The organism is Clostridium sp. ZBS15 (assembly GCF_023845705.1).
Classification (GTDB): Bacteria; Bacillota; Clostridia; order Clostridiales; family Clostridiaceae; genus Clostridium; species Clostridium aquiflavi.
The window spans coordinates 1-20,074 of the sequence record NZ_JAMQHY010000044.1; the positions used below are offsets into that span (position 1 = coordinate 1).

Below are 20,074 nucleotides of genomic sequence, written 5' to 3' on the forward strand. Positions count from 1 at the left end.
GGATACGCATCGTCGCCTTGGTAAGCCATTACCTTACCACCTAGCTAATGCGACGCGGGCCCATCTCATAGCGGATTTCTCCTTTTATTGCCGTTTCATGCGAAACTACAATCTTATGAGGTATTAATCTTCCTTTCGAAAGGCTATCCCTCTCTATGAGGCAGGTTGCCCACGTGTTACTCACCCGTCCGCCGCTAATCCACTTCCGAAGAAGTTTCATCGCTCGACTTGCATGTGTTAGGCACGCCGCCAGCGTTCGTCCTGAGCCAGGATCAAACTCTCAATAAAAAGTTTAATCTTGACTTACTCAAATAAAGAATTGCTGGTTTATTTTAATGTTTCTTGTTCTGTTCAATTTTCAAAGATCTTCGCTGTCTTTCGACCGCTTTATTATAATAACATTATCAGTTTTAGTTGTCAACATTTTTTTCAAATATTTTTAATCAACTTTCAACTAATTTTGCACTGTTGCTTCGACATTTATTTATCGCTCACAACGGATATTATGATATCATGATTATGTATTGTTATATACATTTATTTTAGCTTATTATAATAAATTAAACTAATTTTTCTCTATTTACCTTCATTTATTTAACTTTTACATATATTGATACACGTGGGTGAGTTATTGCCTTTTTATTCCCACATTACATTTTACCACCCTAAAACACTACATATATTCTTTACTCTTTGCGTAAGTTATCATAATATTAATACTATAAATGTTAATAAAAATTATTAAATTAACCTTTAATATACTACTTGGGGGGATTTTTTATGATAAAAAAAATATTAAGCTTACTTTTATTATGTTCTACTTTGTTTATAGTAGGTTGTACTAAACAAGAAGAAAAAAAAAGCGTTGATAAATCAACTTCAACAATTTCTTCGTCCAGCGAGTTAACATCCAATTCAATTTCACCATTTATATTAACTGACTCAACTTCTTTTCGTTGTCCATTTGTATTTAACAATGATACATTAATATTTCCTAATCCAGATGAGAACAATAGAATTTCAATGATAAATGCTCCTCTTCCAAAGGATATATTGAAAAGTAGTGATTTAAACGATCTAGTTGATTATTATACTGGTGACTTAGCTTTAGTAAATAGTACTCTTTATTTTGCAGATGGAAGTAATAGCAATGGACTATCTTCTATAAATGTTTCTGATAAAACATATACCTCTTTAAATAAAGATTCTGTTTATAGTTTAATTTCTTCAAACGATAAATTATTTTACATAAATAAAAATGATAATCAGAAATTATACAGTTATGATATAAGTAAAAATACATCTTCTGCATTATCTTTAGATAGTGTTGGATCTTTTATAGTTAATGGAGATTTTTTAATCTATCAAAACTTAAGTGATAATTCAAAGCTTTATTACGTTAAAAATGATGGTACTAATAGAACTAAATTAACTGATTATACTGCTAATAGTTTTATTCCATTTGATGGAGAAATCTTATTTTTTAATACATCTGATAACGAAACATTATATTCATTAAATATAACAACTTTAGAATCAAAAAGAATTTCAACTTTACGTGGAGAGAATTTAAAGTCTATAAATAATCAATTATTTTTCATAAATAATGATGACTCAAATTATTTATATTCTTTATCTGTAGATTTACCTAATTCTAAAGTTGATTCAAAGCCGTATATTTCTGAATCTCTAAATAATTATTATTTAACTAGCTCAGGAATATTTTATGAAAAATCTATAAATATTAATAATATATATTATTATCAATTTTCTGCAAAAAATTAGACAAAAAGACTGATGGTATTCTAGTATCATCAGTCTTTTCTTTATTATTGGGCTATGTTTTAAATCATTCTGTTTTTACTTTTCATTGATATTAAAATGATTTCCTCTGTACATGAACTTTATACTAAATTATCTAGATGTTTTTAAAATAATACATTATAAATTACTAACTATCTCTTTAAATTTATTTCCTCTAATCATAAAGTTAGGGAACATATCAAAAGATGCACAAGCTGGTGATAATGTAACTATATCGCCTTCTTTTGCTAAACTTTGTGCTTTTTCAACTGCTTCTTCTAAAGTACTTACTTCTGAAATGTTTATTTTTATTCCTGTATTGTTTTCTAATTTCTTAAACACTTCTTTTATCTTTTCTTTAGTTTGACCTAATAAGATTAATTCCTTTATATATGGATATCCTTCATTTGCTAATGGTTCAAACAATAAATGCTTATCGTATCCCCCTGCTATCAATATAACCTTTTTATCAAAAGCTTTAAGACCTGCTAGTGTTCTAGTTGGACTTGAAGCTATTGAATCATTATAATACTTTACTCCATTTATTTCTCTAACAAGTTCACATCTATGTTCAACTCCGTTAAAGCTTTCTGCAACTTTTTTCATGCTTTCTATAGATACATCATCTTTAGTAGCTATAAATGCAGCTAAATAATTTTCTACATTATGCATACCTTTTATAACTATATTGTCTTTTTTACAAACTTCTTTACTATCTACATATAGAATCCCATCTTTATAGTAAGCACCATCTTTTATTTCTCTCTTAGAACTAAATTCTCTTACTATTCCTTTTGCTTCATCTTCAAATCCATAAGTGATTTCATTTTCACGATTTATTACTAATATATTATTAGTGTCTTGGTATAAGAATATATTTTTCTTAGCATCAATATACTCTTGCATATCCTTATGCATATCTAAATGGTTTGGAGCCAAATTAGTACATACTGCTATATCCATTGGTAGATTCATAGTCATTAATTGAAAACTTGATAATTCAAGTACAACTCTATCTTCTGCCTTTATTTCTTCAATTTGAGAAAATAGAGGCGTTCCTATATTACCTCCAACCCAAGTTTTATATCCTTCTTCTTGTAGCATTTTAGATACTATAGTAGTTGTAGTAGTTTTTCCGTCACTTCCTGTTATTCCATATATCTTAGCCTTACAATATCTTACGAACTCTTCCATTTCAGAAGTTACATATGCACCTTCTTTTTTAACTTTAACTAGACATTCACTATCTATTCTCATAGATGGAGTTTTAAAAACAACATCAAATCCTGTAAGTTTATCTAAATAATTCTCTCCAAGCTCTAGATTTACACCTTTATTTTTAAAATCAGAAGATACTTCTCCTAATTCTTCTTCTGTTTTTTTATCAAATGCTGTTACTTCTGCACCTAATTTAATTAAAAAATTGATAAGAGGAATATTGCTTACTCCTATTCCTACAACCCCAACTCTTTTTTTGTATATAAAATCTTTAAATTTTTTAAAATCATCTTTCATGTTTTGCCTCCAAACAAATATGATTATAACTTATACTATTTATATATTATTAAAATTCCCCATATGTTATAAATTATAACATTATTATTTTCATATTTTATCACATGTGTAAAAAGTCATTTTAAACTAAGAACTGTCCTAGCTTAAAATGACCTATAACAAATATTACTTTATAAAAAAATTCAAATTAAAATTCTAAGCTTTTTTCTATATAAACTTCTAATTCAGATATTTTAATTCTTTCTTGCTCCATAGTATCTCTATTTCTTATAGTAACACATTGATCTTCTAATGTATCAAAATCTATTGTTATACAATATGGAGTTCCTATTTCATCTTGTCTTCTATATCTCTTTCCTATACTTCCTGTTTCATCAAAATCAATATTGAATTTTTTGCTTAAGTTAGAATACACCTCTAAAGCATTTTCTGAAAGCTTTTTAGAAAGTGGTAATATAGCCGCTTTAAATGGAGCTAGTGCTGGATGTAAATGTAATACAGTTCTAGAATCTCCTCCATCTAATTCTTCTTCATCATAAGCTTCAATTAAAAATGCTAAAGTAACTCTATCTGCACCTAATGATGGTTCTATAACATAAGGTATATACTTTTCATTAGTAGTTTGATCTAAGTAATTTAAATCTTGACCTGAATGTTCTTGATGCTTTTTTAAGTCATAGTCTGTTCTATCAGCTATACCCCAAAGTTCACCCCAACCAAATGGGAATAAATATTCTATATCAGATGTTGCATTAGAATAGAAAGACAATTCCTCTTCACCATGATCTCTCATTCTTAAGTTTTCAGTTTTTACATTTAAATTAAGTAAGAAATTCCAACAATAATCTTTCCAATACTTATGCCATTCTAAATCTGTTCCTGGCTTACAGAAAAATTCCAATTCCATTTGTTCAAATTCTCTTGTTCTGAACGTAAAGTTTCCTGGAGTAATTTCATTTCTAAATGATTTACCTATTTGAGCTATTCCAAATGGTACTTTTTTTCTAGAACTTCTTTGTACAGCTTTAAAGTTTACAAATATACCTTGAGCTGTTTCTGGTCTTAAATAAATTTCTGATTTAGCATCTTCTGTAACACCTTGGAATGTTTTAAACATAAGATTGAACTTTCTTATGTCTGTGTAATTCATCTTTCCACACTTAGGACAAACTATGTTGTTACTTTCAATGTATTCTTTTAATTGTTCATTAGTCCAGCCATCAGCAGATGCTACTTCTGCACCATTTTCAGTCATATGATCTTCAACTATTTTATCAGCTCTAAATCTAGCTTTACATTCTTTACAATCCATTAATGGATCTGAGAATCCACCAACATGACCTGATGCTACCCAAACATCACTGTTCATTAATATAGCTGAATCAAGTCCTACATTATAATGACTTTCTTGTACAAACTTCTTCCACCAAGCTTTTTTAACGTTATTTTTAAATTCTACTCCTAAAGGACCGTAATCCCATGAGTTCGCCAATCCACCATATATATCTGATCCCGGGAATACAAAGCCTCTATTTTTACAAAGAGCTACAATCTTATCCATTGTCTTTTCTACTGCCATTCTTTCTTACCTCCAATTTATTTTCATAAAATAAAAAAAGCCCTATAACCATAAAGGGACGAAATATTAATTCCGCGGTTCCACCCTTCTTAGCTTAAGCCCGACTTTCTTCTCATTACACTCAAAAGTTCCATTCATTTTAATATTATAATGATTTCCACCAAACATCATCTCTCTAAAAAAACATTAAAACTACTAATCTTTTTCACTGTGTATATTCAATTATATATTAATTTTATCAAAAGGCTTTTAGATGTCAAGTAAAAAACCTCCTATTCTTAATATATATGTTATTTTAAAATATAAACTCTTTTTATTGAAACAAAAAAGAGTTTTATAAAAATAGACTTTATCTACTTTTATAAAACTCCTAAGAAAAGCTATGTATTTTATTATCATATATAAACATGATTAAATTTATATTATTTTTAGATAAAAAAAATGGCTCCGCGAAGAGGACTCGAACCTCCAACCTATCGGTTAACAGCCGAGTGCTCCACCATTGAGCTATCGCGGAACGTCATTACTTTTACTATTATATCAGACTATTATAATATTGCAACCCCTTTTTGAACTTTTTTGTTTTTTATAATTTACATTTTAGCTGATAACTTTTTTATACTTTCTGTAACCTAATATCTTTATATCTATAGATATATATTCAATATTTTAATTATTACATAAACATTACTGATTTACTTTTATCACATGAAAAAGAGTTTTATAAAAATAGACTTTATCTACTTTTATAAAACTCTTACTAGAAAACATATATTTAATCATCTCATACAAACATGATTAAGTTTATACTATTTTTAGATAAAAAAATGGCTCCGCGAAGAGGACTCGAACCTCCAACCTATCGGTTAACAGCCGAGTGCTCCACCATTGAGCTATCGCGGAACGTCATTACTTTTACTATTATATCAGATTATTATAATATTGCAACCCCTTTTTGAAACTTTTTTTAATTCTTTATAAATTACATTTTACTAATAGGCTATGTTTTAAAACAGTGTTGATATATGCAATAGGTGAAGTGGCATTGTAAATGGACTTTTTTAATTATTACCTAAATAAAATGAATATTAGTAATTTATTTTTATTACATCAAAAAGAGTTTTATAAAAATAGACTTTATCTACTTTTATAAAACTCCTATTAAAAACTATACATTTTATTATCTTATATAAACATAGTTAAATTCACACTATTTTTAGATAAAAAAATGGCTCCGCGAAGAGGACTCGAACCTCCAACCTATCGGTTAACAGCCGAGTGCTCCACCATTGAGCTATCGCGGAACGTCATTACTTTTACTATTATAACAGATTTTTTATAAATCGCAACCCTTTTTTATATTTTTTCTTAATTAATCTAACTTTCAATATTATGTTGATATATTAATAGATAAAATAACATAGGAATTTTACTTATACATATAAATCGCATTCAAAACTATCCTTTAATTAATAATCTTTTATATGTCAAAAGTCCCATAACATTACAATATGGGACTTTTAATAAAATTAAATTATTTAATACTATTTTTGTGGTTTCATTGTTGGGAATAATATTACGTCTCTTATAGATGATGCATCTGTTAAGAACATAATAAGTCTATCTATACCCATTCCCATTCCACCTGTTGGTGGCATACCTGTTTCTAACGCACTCATAAATTGTTCATCTAACATATATGCTTCGTCATCACCAAGTTCTCTTTCCTTAGCTTGTTGTTCAAATCTTTGTCTTTGAACTACAGGGTCATTTAATTCTGAGTAAGCATTACATAATTCTCTTCCGAATACAAATCCTTCAAATCTTTCAGTAAATTCTTCATTTCCTCTCTTCTTTTTAGTAAGAGGTGAAATTTCAACTGGATAATCCATAACAAATGTAGGTTGAATCATATTTGCTTCACCAAATTCTTCATATAAAGCATTTAATACTTCACCTTTTGTTACTGTATTTAAAGGCTTAGCAAATTCTAAATGTTTTTCTTTTGCTATAGCTTGAGCTTCTTCATCAGACTTTATTGTAGTAAAATCTACACCTGCATGTTCTTTAACAACATCAACCATAGTTACTCTTCTCCATGGTGGCATAAAGTCTATTTCTGTACCTTGATAAGTAACTTTTGTAGTTCCATTTACTTTTTCACAAACATATGCAACCATATTTTCTGTTATTTCCATCATATCATTATAATCAGAATATGCTTCATATAATTCAATAGCAGTAAATTCAGGATTATGTCTTACTGACATTCCTTCATTTCTGAAGTTTCTTCCTATTTCATATACTTTTTCAAATCCAGCTACAACTAATCTTTTAAGATATAATTCTGTTGCAATTCTTAAGTACATATCTATATCTAAAGTATTATGATGAGTAACGAAAGGTTTAGCAGCTGCTCCTCCTGCAATTGGCGCAAGTATTGGAGTTTCCACTTCTAAGAAACCCTTAGTATCTAAAAATTCTCTAATTCCTGAAATAATTTTACTTCTCTTTATAAAAGTTTCTTTTACTTCTGGATTAGTTATTATATCAACTTCTCTTTGTCTATATCTTAAGTCTGGATCTTTTAAGCCATGCCATTTTTCTGGTAATGGTTTTAAAGACTTACATATTAATTCAAAGTTAGATACTTTAACAGATACTTCTCCTGTTTTTGTAGTAAATACTTCTCCTGTTGCTACAACCCAATCTCCAAGATCATAAGTTTTATATGATTTTAAACTTTCTTCTCCTACAAGATCAATCTTTATAAATAATTGGATTTTTCCATCTTTATCATGAATATCTGAAAAGACAACTTTTCCTTGTCCTCTCTTTGACATTATTCTTCCTGCAACTGTTACATTTTTTCCTTCTAATTCTTCATAATTAGATTTAACTTCTTCTGATGTATGAGTTCTTTCTACCTTATAAACATCAAAAGGGTCCTTACCAGCTTCTTGTAAATCTGCTAATTTAGTTCTTCTCAATGCTTCTTGTTCGTTATACTGAGATTCTAATTCACTTATATTCATTTCCTCAGTTGACATATTATCCCTCCGTTAATCGCTTCTTAATTTATTTGGTTCCCCTTTTAGCCTCTTTGTATATCTAAAATTTCGAACTTGCTTACGCCATCTGGAATTATAACTTCCACTATATCACCAATTTTCTTTCCTACTAGAGCATTTCCAACTGGTGATTCATTTGATATTTTAAAATTCATAGGATCTGCTTCTGCTGAACCTACAATTGAATATTCAACTTCTTCATCAAAATCATAATCCTTAACTTTAACTTTTGACCCAACTGAAACTATATCTTTTGGAATTTCTGATTCATCAACTACAACTGCATTCTTAAGCTTATTTTCTAATTGTAGTATTTTTCCTTCTGTAAATGCTTGGTCGTTTTTAGCTTCATCATATTCTGAATTTTCGCTTAAATCTCCATAACCCAAAGCAACTTTTATCTTTTCAGTTATTTCTTTTCTTTTTACAGTTTTTAAATATTCTAATTCACTTTCTAATTTCTTAACACCTTCGTAAGTCATTACGTATTGTTTTGGTTCACTCATATTTTACTCCCCTTCAATCACCTTAAATTTTTTTATATTTAAGTGCCTATTTCAGGCATTATACTCAAAATCATTAACTAATTATAAATCAGGGTATCATATATGTCAACAAACCTACTGATTGCCTAATATGATTTCCACATCATTATACAGTATTGATTCAAGTGTAATATCATTACTTTTTAACATTTCACATATACTACTATTTCTTTGTTTTCTAATTATAGAAGCTATTAATTGTGGAGGCATTTCTTTTAACAATATATTCCAAGGAACTTTGTATAATATACTATTTATATATATGCCTTTATTTGAATTAGTTGGAAAATCCCCTAAATACCAAACATTGTTACAGTCATATTGTTTATTTTTAGATGTAACAACAAAATCTATATTTGGTAAATTACTTTCTCGTAATATTACTTCTATAGATAATCCATATTCACTCATAATAGTTTCTCTAATTTTTTCTATTTTATTAATGCTATTATTCAGCAGAATAACATTTCTGCCTTCTTTAGCCAATTCTTTAAGTATGCTTACTAATAAGTTTTCCTCATCAATATCTACTAATATATTTGAATTCTTAATAGATTTATTAAGGTTCATTAAAACAAACCTTATGCTTTGTACTATACTATACGAAATGAACTCCTTTTGAAATTTACTTGCATAATTTAAATTATACAAGCTCTTTCCATTCAAACTTAATTCATCATACTTTCCATTATATTTAGTTAATATCCTTGATAGATTTTTTTCGTAAGCAATATCATTTAAATTAGATGGAATTTCTACTCTTTTTATAAGAATACCCAATTCCTCTATTTTTATATCTTTTAATTTTTTTGTTTTAAATACGTCAATTATTTTAGTAAAGAAATTATATTTATTATATATACGTTTTTTATTCAAATATACATATAAAATAGTATCCATAAATAAAATTCTCCATAACATTGATATCAATACTATCATATTCTAATAACTTTACAATAATTCTTATTTATAAAGTATTTTTATATTGTTCTAAAATACTCATAACTTCATCACTATCATTAAGAATATTTATTTGATTCTTAATTTCTGTGGATCTTGGAAGTCCTTTTATATACCAAGAAGCATGTTTTCTCATTTCTCTTATAGCCTTGTATTCTCCATCATTTTTAATAGCTAACTCATAATGTCTTATACACATATTAATTTTATCCTGATAAGAAATTTCTCCAACAGCTTTTCCATTCAATGCATCTTGAATTTGTTTAAATATCCAAGGATTACCCATACTACCTCTTGCTACAAGTATTCCATCACAATTTGTTAATTCTTTCATTTTTATTGCATCTTCTGGTGAAAATACATCTCCATTCCCTAAAACAGGAATAGAGACTGCTTCTTTAACCTTCTTTATTATCTCCCAATCTGAGTGACCTTCATACATTTGCTTTCTAGTTCTTCCATGAACAGCTATTGCATCTGCTCCAGCTTCTTCTAATACTTTTCCAAACTCCACAGCATTTATATGTTCATCATCATATCCTTTCCTAAACTTTACTGTTACAGGTTTTTTAGAAACTTTTTTTATTGCTTTTACAATATCATAAGCTAAATTTGGCTCTAGCATAAGTGCTGATCCTTCTTTGTTTTTTACTATCTTAGGAGCTGGACATCCCATATTTATATCTATAATACAAACATCTTCTCTTGGATTTAAATATTTTTCACATATTTCTGCCATTATTTCAGGTTCACGTCCAAATATTTGTACTGCTACTGGAGACTCCTCATTAGAGACTCTAAGTAGAGTTTGTGTATTCTCACTCCCATAATATAAAGCCTTTGCACTAACCATTTCAGTGCAAACTAGTCCACAACCCATTTCCTTACAAAGTCCTCTAAATGATAGATCTGTAACACCTGCCATAGGTGCTAAAAAAACAGTATTATCAAAACTCAGATTTCCTATTTTCATTTGTTTTACTCCCTATTCTTTTTGTATAATATTTTTAATCCCTCTAATGTTAAATCTGAATCTACTTTATTTATTACATCTGTTTCGTTTGCTATTAAATTAGCTAAACCTCCTGTTGCTATAACATAAGGCTCTACTCCATCGCTCATTTCTTCTTTCATTTTCTTTACAATATACTCAACTTGACCTATGTATCCAAATAATACACCAGATTGTATACTCGAAACTGTATTTTTGCAAATTACTTTTCTAGGTACTTCTAATTCTACTCTTGGTAGTTTAGCTGCTCTTTCAAATAATGCATCTGCAGAAATTCTAAGCCCGGGGCATATACAACCTCCTAAATAATCTCCATTTTCAGTTACAGCGCAAAAAGTTGTTGCTGTACCAAAATCTATTATAATGACTGGTCTTTTGTAAATTTCAAAAGCAGCAACTGCGTTAACTATTCTGTCTGCACCTACTTCTTTAGGATTATCATATTTAATATTTATACCTGTTTTTATTCCAGGACCAACTATTATAGGTTCTTGACCAAAGCATCTTCTTAACATATTTTCTAAAGAATGCATAATATTGGGAACAACTGATGAAACAATAATACCTTTAACCTCTTTTGGGTTAAGATCACTTAAATTAAATAATTGCATTATTTGTATACTATACTCATCAGATGTCTTATTTCCTTCAGTGGAAATACGCCAACTCGCTATGTATTTTTTATCTTTATATACACCTAGAACTATGTTAGTATTGCCCGCATCTACAAGTAGAATCATTAAAAGCACCACCTTAATAATATTAAAATTAAAAGCAGCCCTAAAGCTGCCTTAATTTAGTAATTTACTTTAAAATAACAATTTAATTTTAACAATTCACATTAATTTGTCAAGGGTTTCATATAAATTAAAATAATCCAATTATTTCGCCATCTTTAAGTACATCCATCTTATTTGCAGCTGGAACTTTTGGTAATCCTGGCATAGTCATTATATTTCCTGTTTGAACTACTATAAATCCGGCTCCATTAGATACTCTAATTTCTTGAACATTAATATTAAATCCTTGTGGTTTAGCTAATAAATTTGGATTATCTGATAATGAGTATTGAGTCTTAGCCATACATATAGGTAATTTATCTAAATTAAACTTAACTAACTCACTAATTTGTTTTTTAGCTTCATTACTATATATAACTCCATCAGCTCCATAGATTTCCTTTGCTATAGTTAATATCTTTTCTTCTATAGTTTTATCCGTATCATAAAGAGTTTTAAAATTAGATTTATCTTTTTCTATAACATCTAATACAGCTTCACCTAATTCTATTCCGCCATCTCCGCCTTTTGCCCAAACATCAGAAAGCGCTACTTTCACACCTAACTTTTCACAAAAGTCCTTTATAAATTGAACTTCTTCATCACTATCATTAACAAATTTATTTATAGCTACTACAGGTTCTATATTAAATTTTTTAATATTTTCTATTTGTTTTTCTAAGTTAGCTATTCCTACTTTTAGTGCTTCAACACTTGGAATATTCAAATCTGCTTTAGATACTCCACCGTGATGCTTTAATGCTCTAATTGTAGCAACTATAACTACACAACAAGGTTTTAAGTTTCCATATCTACATTTTATATCAAAAAACTTTTCAGCGCCTAAATCTGCACCAAAACCTGCTTCCGTTACTACTATGTCTCCTAATTTAAGTGATAATTTAGTAGCCATTATAGAATTACATCCATGTGCTATATTGGCAAAAGGTCCACCATGTATCAATGCTGGAGTATTTTCTAATGTTTGAACTAAATTAGGTTTAATCGCATCTTTCATTAATAATGCCATAGCACCTTGAATTTCTAACTGTTTTGCATATACAGGATTTCCATCTAAATCATATGCTATTAGTATATCCCCCATTCTATGTTTTAAATCTTCTAAATCACTAGCTAAACAAAGTATAGCCATTATTTCTGAAGCTACAGTAATAGTGAATCCATCTTCTCTTACAAAACCATTGATTTTTCCACCCATACCAACAATGATTTTTCTTAATGCTCTATCATTCATATCCATAACTCTTTTGAATATTATTCTTCTTGAGTCTATCCTTAAATCATTACCTTGGTGTATATGATTATCTATTGCTGCTGATAATAAATTATTAGCAGATGTAATAGCATGCATATCACCTGTAAAATGAAGATTAATATCTTCCATGGGAACTACTTGTGCATATCCACCACCAGCAGCGCCTCCTTTTATTCCAAATACAGGACCTAAAGATGGTTCTCTTAATGCTATGACAGTGTTTTTACCCATCTTATTAAGAGCATCTCCTAAACCTACTGTAACAGTTGATTTTCCTTCTCCTGCTGGAGTTGGATTTATAGCTGTTACTAACACTAATTTTCCATCTCTATTATTTTTAGCTTTCTCATATACATCTAAAGAAACCTTACATTTATATTTACCATAGTACTCAATATCTTCTTCATCTAAGCCTAACTTTTCTGCAACATTTCTAATATGTAACATTTCTGCTTCTTGTGCAATTTCTATATCCGTCTTCATCAAAAACCCTCCAATACTTTATTACATTAATTTTTAGCTTACTATTAATTGTATTATAGCATTTTGTTATAGAAGTCAAAAGATTTTTTTCGAATATTTAACATTTTATCAATTTTATCATTCGTATATATTAGAAATTTTATAAAATTATAATTTTGTATCATTTGTATTTATAATAAAAAGAGATTTTTAAAAGAATATCTTTTAAAAATCTCTTTACTTTAGTTATTTGCAAAAATTTCTTCAAACTCTTTACCTTCGATCTTTTCCTTTTCAAGTAAAGCCCCGGCTACTGCATGTAACTTATTTAAGTTTTCATTTAATAATTTTTCAGCTTTAGAATATGCTTCATCTATAAAATCTTTTATTTCATGATCTATTTTAGAACTAATATCTTCACTAAAGTTTCTACCTTTTCCTAAGTTTCTTCCTAAGAAAACTTCACTATCATCAGAACCATAAGATATAGTACCAATTTTATCACTCATACCATATTCCATAACCATGCTTCTTGCAATAGCACTTGCTCTATCTATATCATTCTTTGCGCCAGTACTTATATCTCCAAGTATTAAGTGCTCTGCAACTCTTCCACCAAGTAAACCTACCATATCATTTTTAAGCTTAGATTTTGATGTATAAGCTCTATCCTCATTAGGAAGTTGCATTGTATATCCTCCAGCTCTTCCTCTTGGAATTATACTGATTTCATGTACCTTATCTGAATTAGGAAGTAACTTCATAACAACAGCATGACCGGCTTCATGATAAGCCGTTAATTTTTTATCATGATCTGTTATAACTCTACTCTTCTTTTCAGGACCTGCTATGACTCTCGTTATAGCTTCTTCCATATCTTGCATTGATATTCTCTTCTTATCTCTTCTTACTGCAAGAAGCGCTGCTTCATTAGCTAAGTTTTCTAAATCCGCTCCTGAGAATCCCGGAGTTCTTTTTGCTAATACATTTAATTCAACACTTTCTTCAAGTGGTTTTTTTCTTGTATGAACTTTAAGAATCTCTTCTCTTCCTTTTACATCAGGTATTCCTACAAGAACTTGCCTATCAAATCTACCTGGTCTTAGTAGAGCTGGGTCTAAGATATCTGGTCTGTTAGTTGCAGCTATCATTATTATTCCTTCATTAGCTCCAAATCCATCCATTTCAACTAAAAGTTGATTCAAAGTTTGCTCTCTTTCATCATGACCACCACCTAAACCAGCACCTCTTTGTCTTCCTACAGCATCAATTTCATCTATAAATATTAAACAAGGAGCATTTTTTTTAGCATCCTCAAATAAACTTCTAACTCTTGATGCACCAACACCAACAAACATTTCAACGAAGTCAGATCCTGATATACTAAAGAAAGGTACTCCTGCTTCACCAGATATAGCTTTAGCTAGTAAAGTTTTTCCAGTTCCTGGAGGTCCAACTAATAGTACACCTTTAGGTATTCTTGCACCTATCTCAATATATTTTGATGGAGTCTTTAAGAAATCAACAATTTCTTCCAATTCCGCTTTTTCTTCATCAGCTCCAGCAACATCTTTGAAAGTGACTTTTTGAGAATCAGGCATCGCCATTTTAGCCTTACTTTTACCAAAATTCATTACGCCTCTTCCGCCGCCACCACCTTGGGACTGTTGAGTAAATACAAATAAAAATACTAAGAAAATAACAACTAATAAAACACTTGGTATTAATGTTGTAAGCCACATTCCACTATTAGATGGTTGTTCAAAGCTTATTCTTACATCTGATTTAGGATTTTCTTTAATTAAAGAAGTTATTAAATCATCTGGAACTACTGTAACAAAACTTTTCTCATCCTTAGTCTTTCCTTCAACGGTCATTTTGTCTTGTTTTATAGTAATACTTTCAATTTGATCTTGATTCCATTTTTGTTGGAACGAACTATATATTATACTATCTGAGCCTTTTCCTGTTTCCCACATAGCAACTGATGCTAAAATAAGCATAATCGAAACTACTGTCCACAAAGCTGCACTTGAATATTTTTTCATTCAAGGCCCCCCTTTCTTATACATGATTTTAATTTTACCATAGCACTATTTCAATTACAATAAATTGTAAATTCTATTTTTCATATACTTCTGGTTTTAATACTCCTATAAATGGTAAATTTCTATATTTTTCTGCATAATCAATACCATACCCAACTATGAATGCATCAGGTACTTCAAAACCTATGTATTTTACATCAACTTTAGCTGTTCTTCTTGCAGATTTGTTTAATAAAGATACTATCTCTATAGTATGAGCTTTTCTTGCTTTTAAATACTTTAATAAATAACTAAGAGTAATTCCACTATCAACAATATCCTCTACTAATAAAATATCCTTACCTTCAATACTATAATCTAAATCTTTTAAAATTCTTACTACTCCTGATGTTTCTGTAGAATTTCCATAGCTTGATACAGCCATAAAATCTATTTCACATGGTATAGATATGTTTTTAATTAACTCTGCTGCAAATAACACAGATCCTTTAAGTATTCCTACTACAACTAATTCTCTTCCTTTATAATCTTCACTTATCTTTGCTGCTATCTCCTTTATTTTTTCATTTAAAGTTTCCTCATCAAATAATATCTCTTGTATATCTTCTCTCATAACTTCTATTCCTTTCTTTTAGCTACTATTTTTAATATATTTTTACTATTATTAGTTACTTTAAAGTTATCTGATATTTTTAATCCTACAATCCACGCTATATTATCATCAAAACAAATTAATGGTATTAAATCTCTATCTTCTTGAGGGATTTTCATATTTATAAATATATCTTTTAATTTCTTTTGACCTTTCATCCCTAAAGGTGTAATTTTATCCCCATTTTTTCTTGTTCTAAATAAAATGTTTTCTTCTATCTTATCCAAATCAAAATATTTCACTAAATTATTTTCTTTTAAATCTAGTAAATTATTAGATTTATTTTTTAAAATACTCATTACAAATTCATAATTATTAAAATATATGGTATCTTCACCTATGTTTTTCTTATCTAAAAAAGTTTCTATTTTATTACTTTTAATATTTTCTTTTACTTTACTACTTATTTTTATATCGCCATATATATTTTCTACATATATATTCTTAGGCAGATTTATACTTTTTCCTGTTTCTTTTTTAGATAATTCTAAAATATCATATATATGCTTCATTTCAAAATCATAATGAGATTTAGAATATTCAACAAGAGCACTTCTTATAATTCGTGTTACTATAGCTTCATCTTCTCTAAACAATTTTTTATTTAATATAAAAAATTTATTGTCATTATCCTTTTTACAATATTCATTATAAACTTTAATACACAATCTCTCAATAAAAGCATTGTCTTTTTGTATTAATAATGACATTCTATTTAAAGTTTTAACTATATCTTCATTAAAATTATCCTGAATATATGGAATTATATCTAATCTTATTTTATTTCTATTATAAATTTTTTCAAAGTTAGTCTTATCAACCCTAGGATTTAGATTTTTCTTTTCTATATACTCTTCAACTTCTTTTCTAGTTAGACACAATATAGGTCTAATAATCTTATCCTCTCTACAAACTTTTATTCCACCTAACCCTTCAAGTCCAGTGCCTCTCATCATTCTAAAAATTATAGTTTCAGCCTGATCATTAGCATTATGAGCAGTAGCTATTTTATTAAATCCTTCTTTTTTTAATATCTCATCAAAAAAATCATATCTTACATTTCTTCCAGCTAGCTCAGAAGATAATCTATGTTCTTTTGAATATTTATTTATATCAACCCTTTTTACATAATAAGAAATATTCATTTTTTTACATGTATTAATCACAAATTCTTCATCTTTAAAAGCATCTTCGCCCCTTAATAGATGATTTAAGTGAGCTGCTCCAATTTCTATACCAAGTTCTCCTCTCAATTCTTTTAATATATTTAATAGGCATAAGGAGTCGGGTCCTCCTGAAAGAGCTACTAATATTTTATCTCCCGATTTTATAAGATTATTATCAATAATATAAGATAATATTTTTTTCTTCAAAATTAACACTTCCTATTTTTTTATACAACTTCTATTATAATACCTTATATTCATTTTAAATGTAAATATTTATAGTGGCAAAAGAAAGAATCTACCCAATAAAAACTGCTGCATTTTTAATATACAGCAGTTTTACAATTAAACAGCATATACTTTAGAAACTAATACAGTCATGTCATCTTTAAGCATATTATCACTTAATGTCATAGCTTTTTGTAAAATATTCTCTGATAATTCTCTTGGATCTGTACAACAATCTTTCAAATATTCCTTAAGCCAAATAAAGTTTCCACTATTTAATTTATCTATATCTAAAATCCCATCACTAACACTTATTAAAATGTCACCTGGCATTACTTCTTCTTTTATTACATCTAACTCCATTTCATCAACAAGACCAAAGGGTAAGTTTTTAGAATCTACCACTAATATTTGATCTCCTCTTTTTATAAAGCTTGATGCTGCTCCTATCTTCACAAAATTAACTTCCCCACTATATAAGTCTATCTTACTTAAATCTAAAGTGGCATATTTTTCACTTTCTGAAAATTTCATTCCCATTATAGAGTTCACTGTATTAATTGTTACTTCTTCATCAAATCCAGCCTCCATGAATTTCTCCACTAAATCTACTGTAGATTTGCTTTCCTTTTCTGCATCAGGACCAGATCCCATACCATCACTTAATATTGTCATATATGATCCATCTGTAACTTTTCCAAAACTATAACTATCACCAGTATGTGTTTCTCCTTCCTTAGAAGCCATAGCTCCATAGGAAATAACATTATATTTAGGCATTTCTTCTATTAACAAAGTACATGTATTTGTATCTTTATTTATAAAATAACCATTATCTAAAATGCATAAAGGAATATGCATTATCTCATTAAGCAACGGAATTAATTTATTTTCATAATACTCGCAGTTTTCACACTCCTTCATTATCAATTTTATTTTTACCCTTCCATTTCTATCGGTATAACAGAAAACATCATTATATTCAACTGAATTTTTATTTAACCCCCTTTTTACTATTCTTTCTAAATCGCTACAAATTGTTACCTCCCTTTTAAATTCATCTAATACATTACTTAAACTATAAGATATATTGTTTATATGAGTTGATATAATTTGTCTCCCTTCACTAAATCTATCTTTAATATTTGAATTTACAATATGATTAGTCACTATATCCTGTGCACTTTTTAATAATGTAAAATGTTTTACGCATGAAGATTCTAGTGCCTTTGGCAATATTGGATTTTCTTCTTCAGCACTCTTTATAAGAGTTTGAAAAGAATTATAAGTATTATTAAAATCCCTTCTCCAGCAAGAATTTTTCTTTTCACAATCTATACACACTCTATCAGCTAAACTTTCTACAAATTCACAACTTTTATTTTTAATTAAAAGTCTATCATTATCATCCATGTCTTCTAATGTTTTAGATACCTGATTTAATACACAACTTAGATCCTTTAACTTTAACGTAAATTCCTCCTTTAATTCATTTAAGTGAATTTGGTTTATACTTTCTTGTTTCTTTTCAGTATTTATTTCAAGTTCTATATTGTTATATAAATTTTTAGGTATAAATAAAAATATTGCTAAGCTAGATCCTACTTCTATTATAAATTGAGAATTTATACTTTCTGAATAAAGTCCCAAAGCAAAATAAATTAATATTCCGGATAGAACTGAAAATATTTTACCAGTATCCTTAAATATGCCTATAACTAAACCTCCTACACCATAAAACCCTACTGATGCCATCATATTATTAGATGAACATCCCAAAATTATTCCCATAGCAACACCCATGGTCGCACCATAAGATGCACCACCAATGTATGCAATTGTTACTACCAATAATAAAGCTAGTACATTCCTTAGAGAACAATACTTTATACTTATATCTCCTATACCAGCAACAAATAAACAAAATAATATGGCCATACTTACTATCTCTTCAGATGTAAAAAAGTAATTGCTATTAACTTCATCAAGACAATTAAAAGAATACTTAATGATATAGTAAACAGGTAATACCACAAGTGCATTAATTAATGCCAATGTTATGTTAACGCCTAAATCATAGTTATTAGAAAATATTCCATAACCTATGAAGCTTAAAAAAACTATAAAGAAACTTGCAAACTCTTTTTTTCTTTTTTCAGATTTATTTAATACTTCATAATATAATGTCAATGCAGCTGCTGTAATTAAGTAAACCATTCCACCTGGTAACTTAGAGTTTATAGTTACATAACCTAACAGCACTCCAATTGAAGCCATGGCCGTTTTACTCCTATTACACTTTAATCCTATTACTATTAAATAGGCTATTCCTAATGGTGCTATACCATTACTTTCTGTTTGATTAAATAATAAAGTTACTCTTGATAACAATAATCCAGCTATTAATATAAATATCATTCTTGATAATTCCATTTTTAATAAAAAGCTTTTTTTAGCTTTTTTATTCTTATATGCATTAATATTCAATTCATATTGCATATATAGCCCTCCTCTTTTTTCCAAATATTGTAATTTGATTATATCACTTAAGATTTAAGATTAATGTCATAAAATATACATTGGAAAATTTTTCGTTGGACAATATATTCTATATTTCTTTTTAATATTAACTGTAAAATTTTTACATAAAATAATGTGAACAAATTGATATATCTAAAGTAATAGTTATTTTTATAATGACTAGTTTAATAAAAAGCAAACATGTTATTTTTATATTAATTTGTCGTTAAAATATGCTTTTTAAAAATTTATGAGGATTTATTTTTTCATAATATATTTTTTTGTGAATATATATAACTTTACATTTATTAATTCATAAATACTTTGTGCATAGTTATCTTTTTGAATAAAAAAGCGACTACCACCCTTAAAATAAGATTTTTTATTATATCTTTTATTTTTAAACATAAAAAAAGACTTAAGTTTATAACTTAAGTCTTTGGTGCCGAAGACCGGAA

13 protein-coding genes, 3 tRNA genes, 1 rRNA gene and 1 other annotated feature are annotated in these 20,074 nt (G+C 28.3%); of the genes, 1 reads left to right on the plus strand and 16 read right to left on the minus strand.

From position 1 onward, the window contains the following. Positions 1–288 (minus strand): 16S ribosomal RNA (locus tag NG904_RS13415); the annotation flags it as partial. Between the two features lie 492 nt (positions 289–780). On the opposite strand from NG904_RS13415, the gene NG904_RS13420 reads away from it, so the two are divergent. Next, positions 781–1,785, plus strand: coding sequence for a DUF5050 domain-containing protein (locus NG904_RS13420; RefSeq protein WP_252224264.1), 1,005 nt, complete (start codon positions 781–783; stop codon positions 1,783–1,785). 156 nt (positions 1,786–1,941) lie between these two features. On the opposite strand, the gene murD is transcribed toward NG904_RS13420, so the two are convergent. The 15 genes from murD to spoIIE form a co-directional block, all read right to left on the minus strand. Next, a complete protein-coding gene (murD, locus tag NG904_RS13425; RefSeq protein ID WP_252231997.1) occupies positions 1,942–3,318 on the minus strand; it encodes a UDP-N-acetylmuramoyl-L-alanine--D-glutamate ligase in 1,377 nt (458 codons plus the stop codon). A 187-nt stretch (positions 3,319–3,505) separates the two neighbouring features. After that, on the minus strand, positions 3,506–4,897 hold the full coding sequence (locus NG904_RS13430) for a glycine--tRNA ligase (RefSeq protein WP_252215883.1): 1,392 nt from the start codon (positions 4,895–4,897) through the stop codon (positions 3,506–3,508). A 51-nt stretch (positions 4,898–4,948) separates the two neighbouring features. After that, positions 4,949–5,115, minus strand: a binding site (T-box leader). 224 nt (positions 5,116–5,339) lie between these two features. Then, positions 5,340–5,414, minus strand: a tRNA-Asn gene (locus tag NG904_RS13435). 311 nt (positions 5,415–5,725) lie between these two features. After that, a tRNA-Asn gene (locus NG904_RS13440) sits at positions 5,726–5,800 on the minus strand. 326 nt (positions 5,801–6,126) lie between these two features. After that, positions 6,127–6,201: transfer RNA gene (locus tag NG904_RS13445), tRNA-Asn, on the minus strand. A 240-nt stretch (positions 6,202–6,441) separates the two neighbouring features. Beyond that, positions 6,442–7,947 (minus strand): lysine--tRNA ligase, encoded by a 1,506-nt coding sequence (gene lysS / locus NG904_RS13450; RefSeq protein ID WP_252215885.1) that lies wholly within the window; start codon positions 7,945–7,947, stop codon positions 6,442–6,444. Positions 7,948–7,991: 44 nt separating this feature from the next. Next, the gene (greA, locus tag NG904_RS13455) at positions 7,992–8,474 is read right to left on the minus strand and encodes a transcription elongation factor GreA (RefSeq protein WP_252215888.1); all 483 of its coding nucleotides are present in this window, start codon (positions 8,472–8,474) and stop codon (positions 7,992–7,994) included. A gap of 114 nt (positions 8,475–8,588) precedes the next feature. Continuing rightward, a complete protein-coding gene (locus NG904_RS13460; RefSeq protein ID WP_252215890.1) occupies positions 8,589–9,413 on the minus strand; it encodes a hypothetical protein in 825 nt (274 codons plus the stop codon). A gap of 67 nt (positions 9,414–9,480) precedes the next feature. Then, positions 9,481–10,446 carry a tRNA dihydrouridine synthase DusB gene (gene dusB, locus NG904_RS13465; RefSeq protein ID WP_252215894.1) on the minus strand — a complete coding sequence of 322 codons (966 nt, stop codon included), beginning with the start codon at positions 10,444–10,446 and terminating at the stop codon, positions 9,481–9,483. A 5-nt stretch (positions 10,447–10,451) separates the two neighbouring features. Beyond that, positions 10,452–11,225, minus strand: a complete 774-nt coding sequence (locus NG904_RS13470) for a type III pantothenate kinase (protein ID WP_252215896.1) — start codon at positions 11,223–11,225, stop codon at positions 10,452–10,454. Between the two features lie 127 nt (positions 11,226–11,352). Then, the gene (locus NG904_RS13475; protein WP_252231999.1) at positions 11,353–13,023 is read right to left on the minus strand and encodes a formate--tetrahydrofolate ligase; all 1,671 of its coding nucleotides are present in this window, start codon (positions 13,021–13,023) and stop codon (positions 11,353–11,355) included. Between the two features lie 221 nt (positions 13,024–13,244). Next, on the minus strand, positions 13,245–15,050 hold the full coding sequence (gene ftsH / locus NG904_RS13480) for an ATP-dependent zinc metalloprotease FtsH (protein WP_252232001.1): 1,806 nt from the start codon (positions 15,048–15,050) through the stop codon (positions 13,245–13,247). A gap of 73 nt (positions 15,051–15,123) precedes the next feature. Then, positions 15,124–15,663, minus strand: coding sequence for a hypoxanthine phosphoribosyltransferase (gene hpt, locus NG904_RS13485; RefSeq protein ID WP_252232003.1), 540 nt, complete (start codon positions 15,661–15,663; stop codon positions 15,124–15,126). Between the two features lie 5 nt (positions 15,664–15,668). Beyond that, positions 15,669–17,075, minus strand: a complete 1,407-nt coding sequence (gene tilS / locus NG904_RS13490) for a tRNA lysidine(34) synthetase TilS (protein ID WP_252232012.1) — start codon at positions 17,073–17,075, stop codon at positions 15,669–15,671. 138 nt (positions 17,076–17,213) lie between these two features. Then, the gene (gene spoIIE, locus NG904_RS13495; protein WP_252215910.1) at positions 17,214–19,595 is read right to left on the minus strand and encodes a stage II sporulation protein E; all 2,382 of its coding nucleotides are present in this window, start codon (positions 19,593–19,595) and stop codon (positions 17,214–17,216) included. Between the last annotated feature and the right edge of the window lie 479 nt (positions 19,596–20,074).

Coding starts and splice junctions, on each gene's coding strand:
- NG904_RS13470 (WP_252215896.1), bottom strand. CDS start 11,225: ATGATTCTACTTGTAGATGCGGGCAATACTAACATAGTTCTAGGTGTA.
- ftsH (WP_252232001.1), bottom strand. CDS start 15,050: ATGAAAAAATATTCAAGTGCAGCTTTGTGGACAGTAGTTTCGATTATG.
- spoIIE (WP_252215910.1), bottom strand. CDS start 19,595: ATGCAATATGAATTGAATATTAATGCATATAAGAATAAAAAAGCTAAA.
- NG904_RS13475 (WP_252231999.1), bottom strand. CDS start 13,023: ATGAAGACGGATATAGAAATTGCACAAGAAGCAGAAATGTTACATATT.
- NG904_RS13460 (WP_252215890.1), bottom strand. CDS start 9,413: ATGGATACTATTTTATATGTATATTTGAATAAAAAACGTATATATAAT.
- dusB (WP_252215894.1), bottom strand. CDS start 10,446: ATGAAAATAGGAAATCTGAGTTTTGATAATACTGTTTTTTTAGCACCT.
- greA (WP_252215888.1), bottom strand. CDS start 8,474: ATGAGTGAACCAAAACAATACGTAATGACTTACGAAGGTGTTAAGAAA.
- NG904_RS13430 (WP_252215883.1), bottom strand. CDS start 4,897: ATGGCAGTAGAAAAGACAATGGATAAGATTGTAGCTCTTTGTAAAAAT.
- hpt (WP_252232003.1), bottom strand. CDS start 15,663: ATGAGAGAAGATATACAAGAGATATTATTTGATGAGGAAACTTTAAAT.
- murD (WP_252231997.1), bottom strand. CDS start 3,318: ATGAAAGATGATTTTAAAAAATTTAAAGATTTTATATACAAAAAAAGA.
- lysS (WP_252215885.1), bottom strand. CDS start 7,947: ATGTCAACTGAGGAAATGAATATAAGTGAATTAGAATCTCAGTATAAC.
- NG904_RS13420 (WP_252224264.1), top strand. CDS start 781: ATGATAAAAAAAATATTAAGCTTACTTTTATTATGTTCTACTTTGTTT.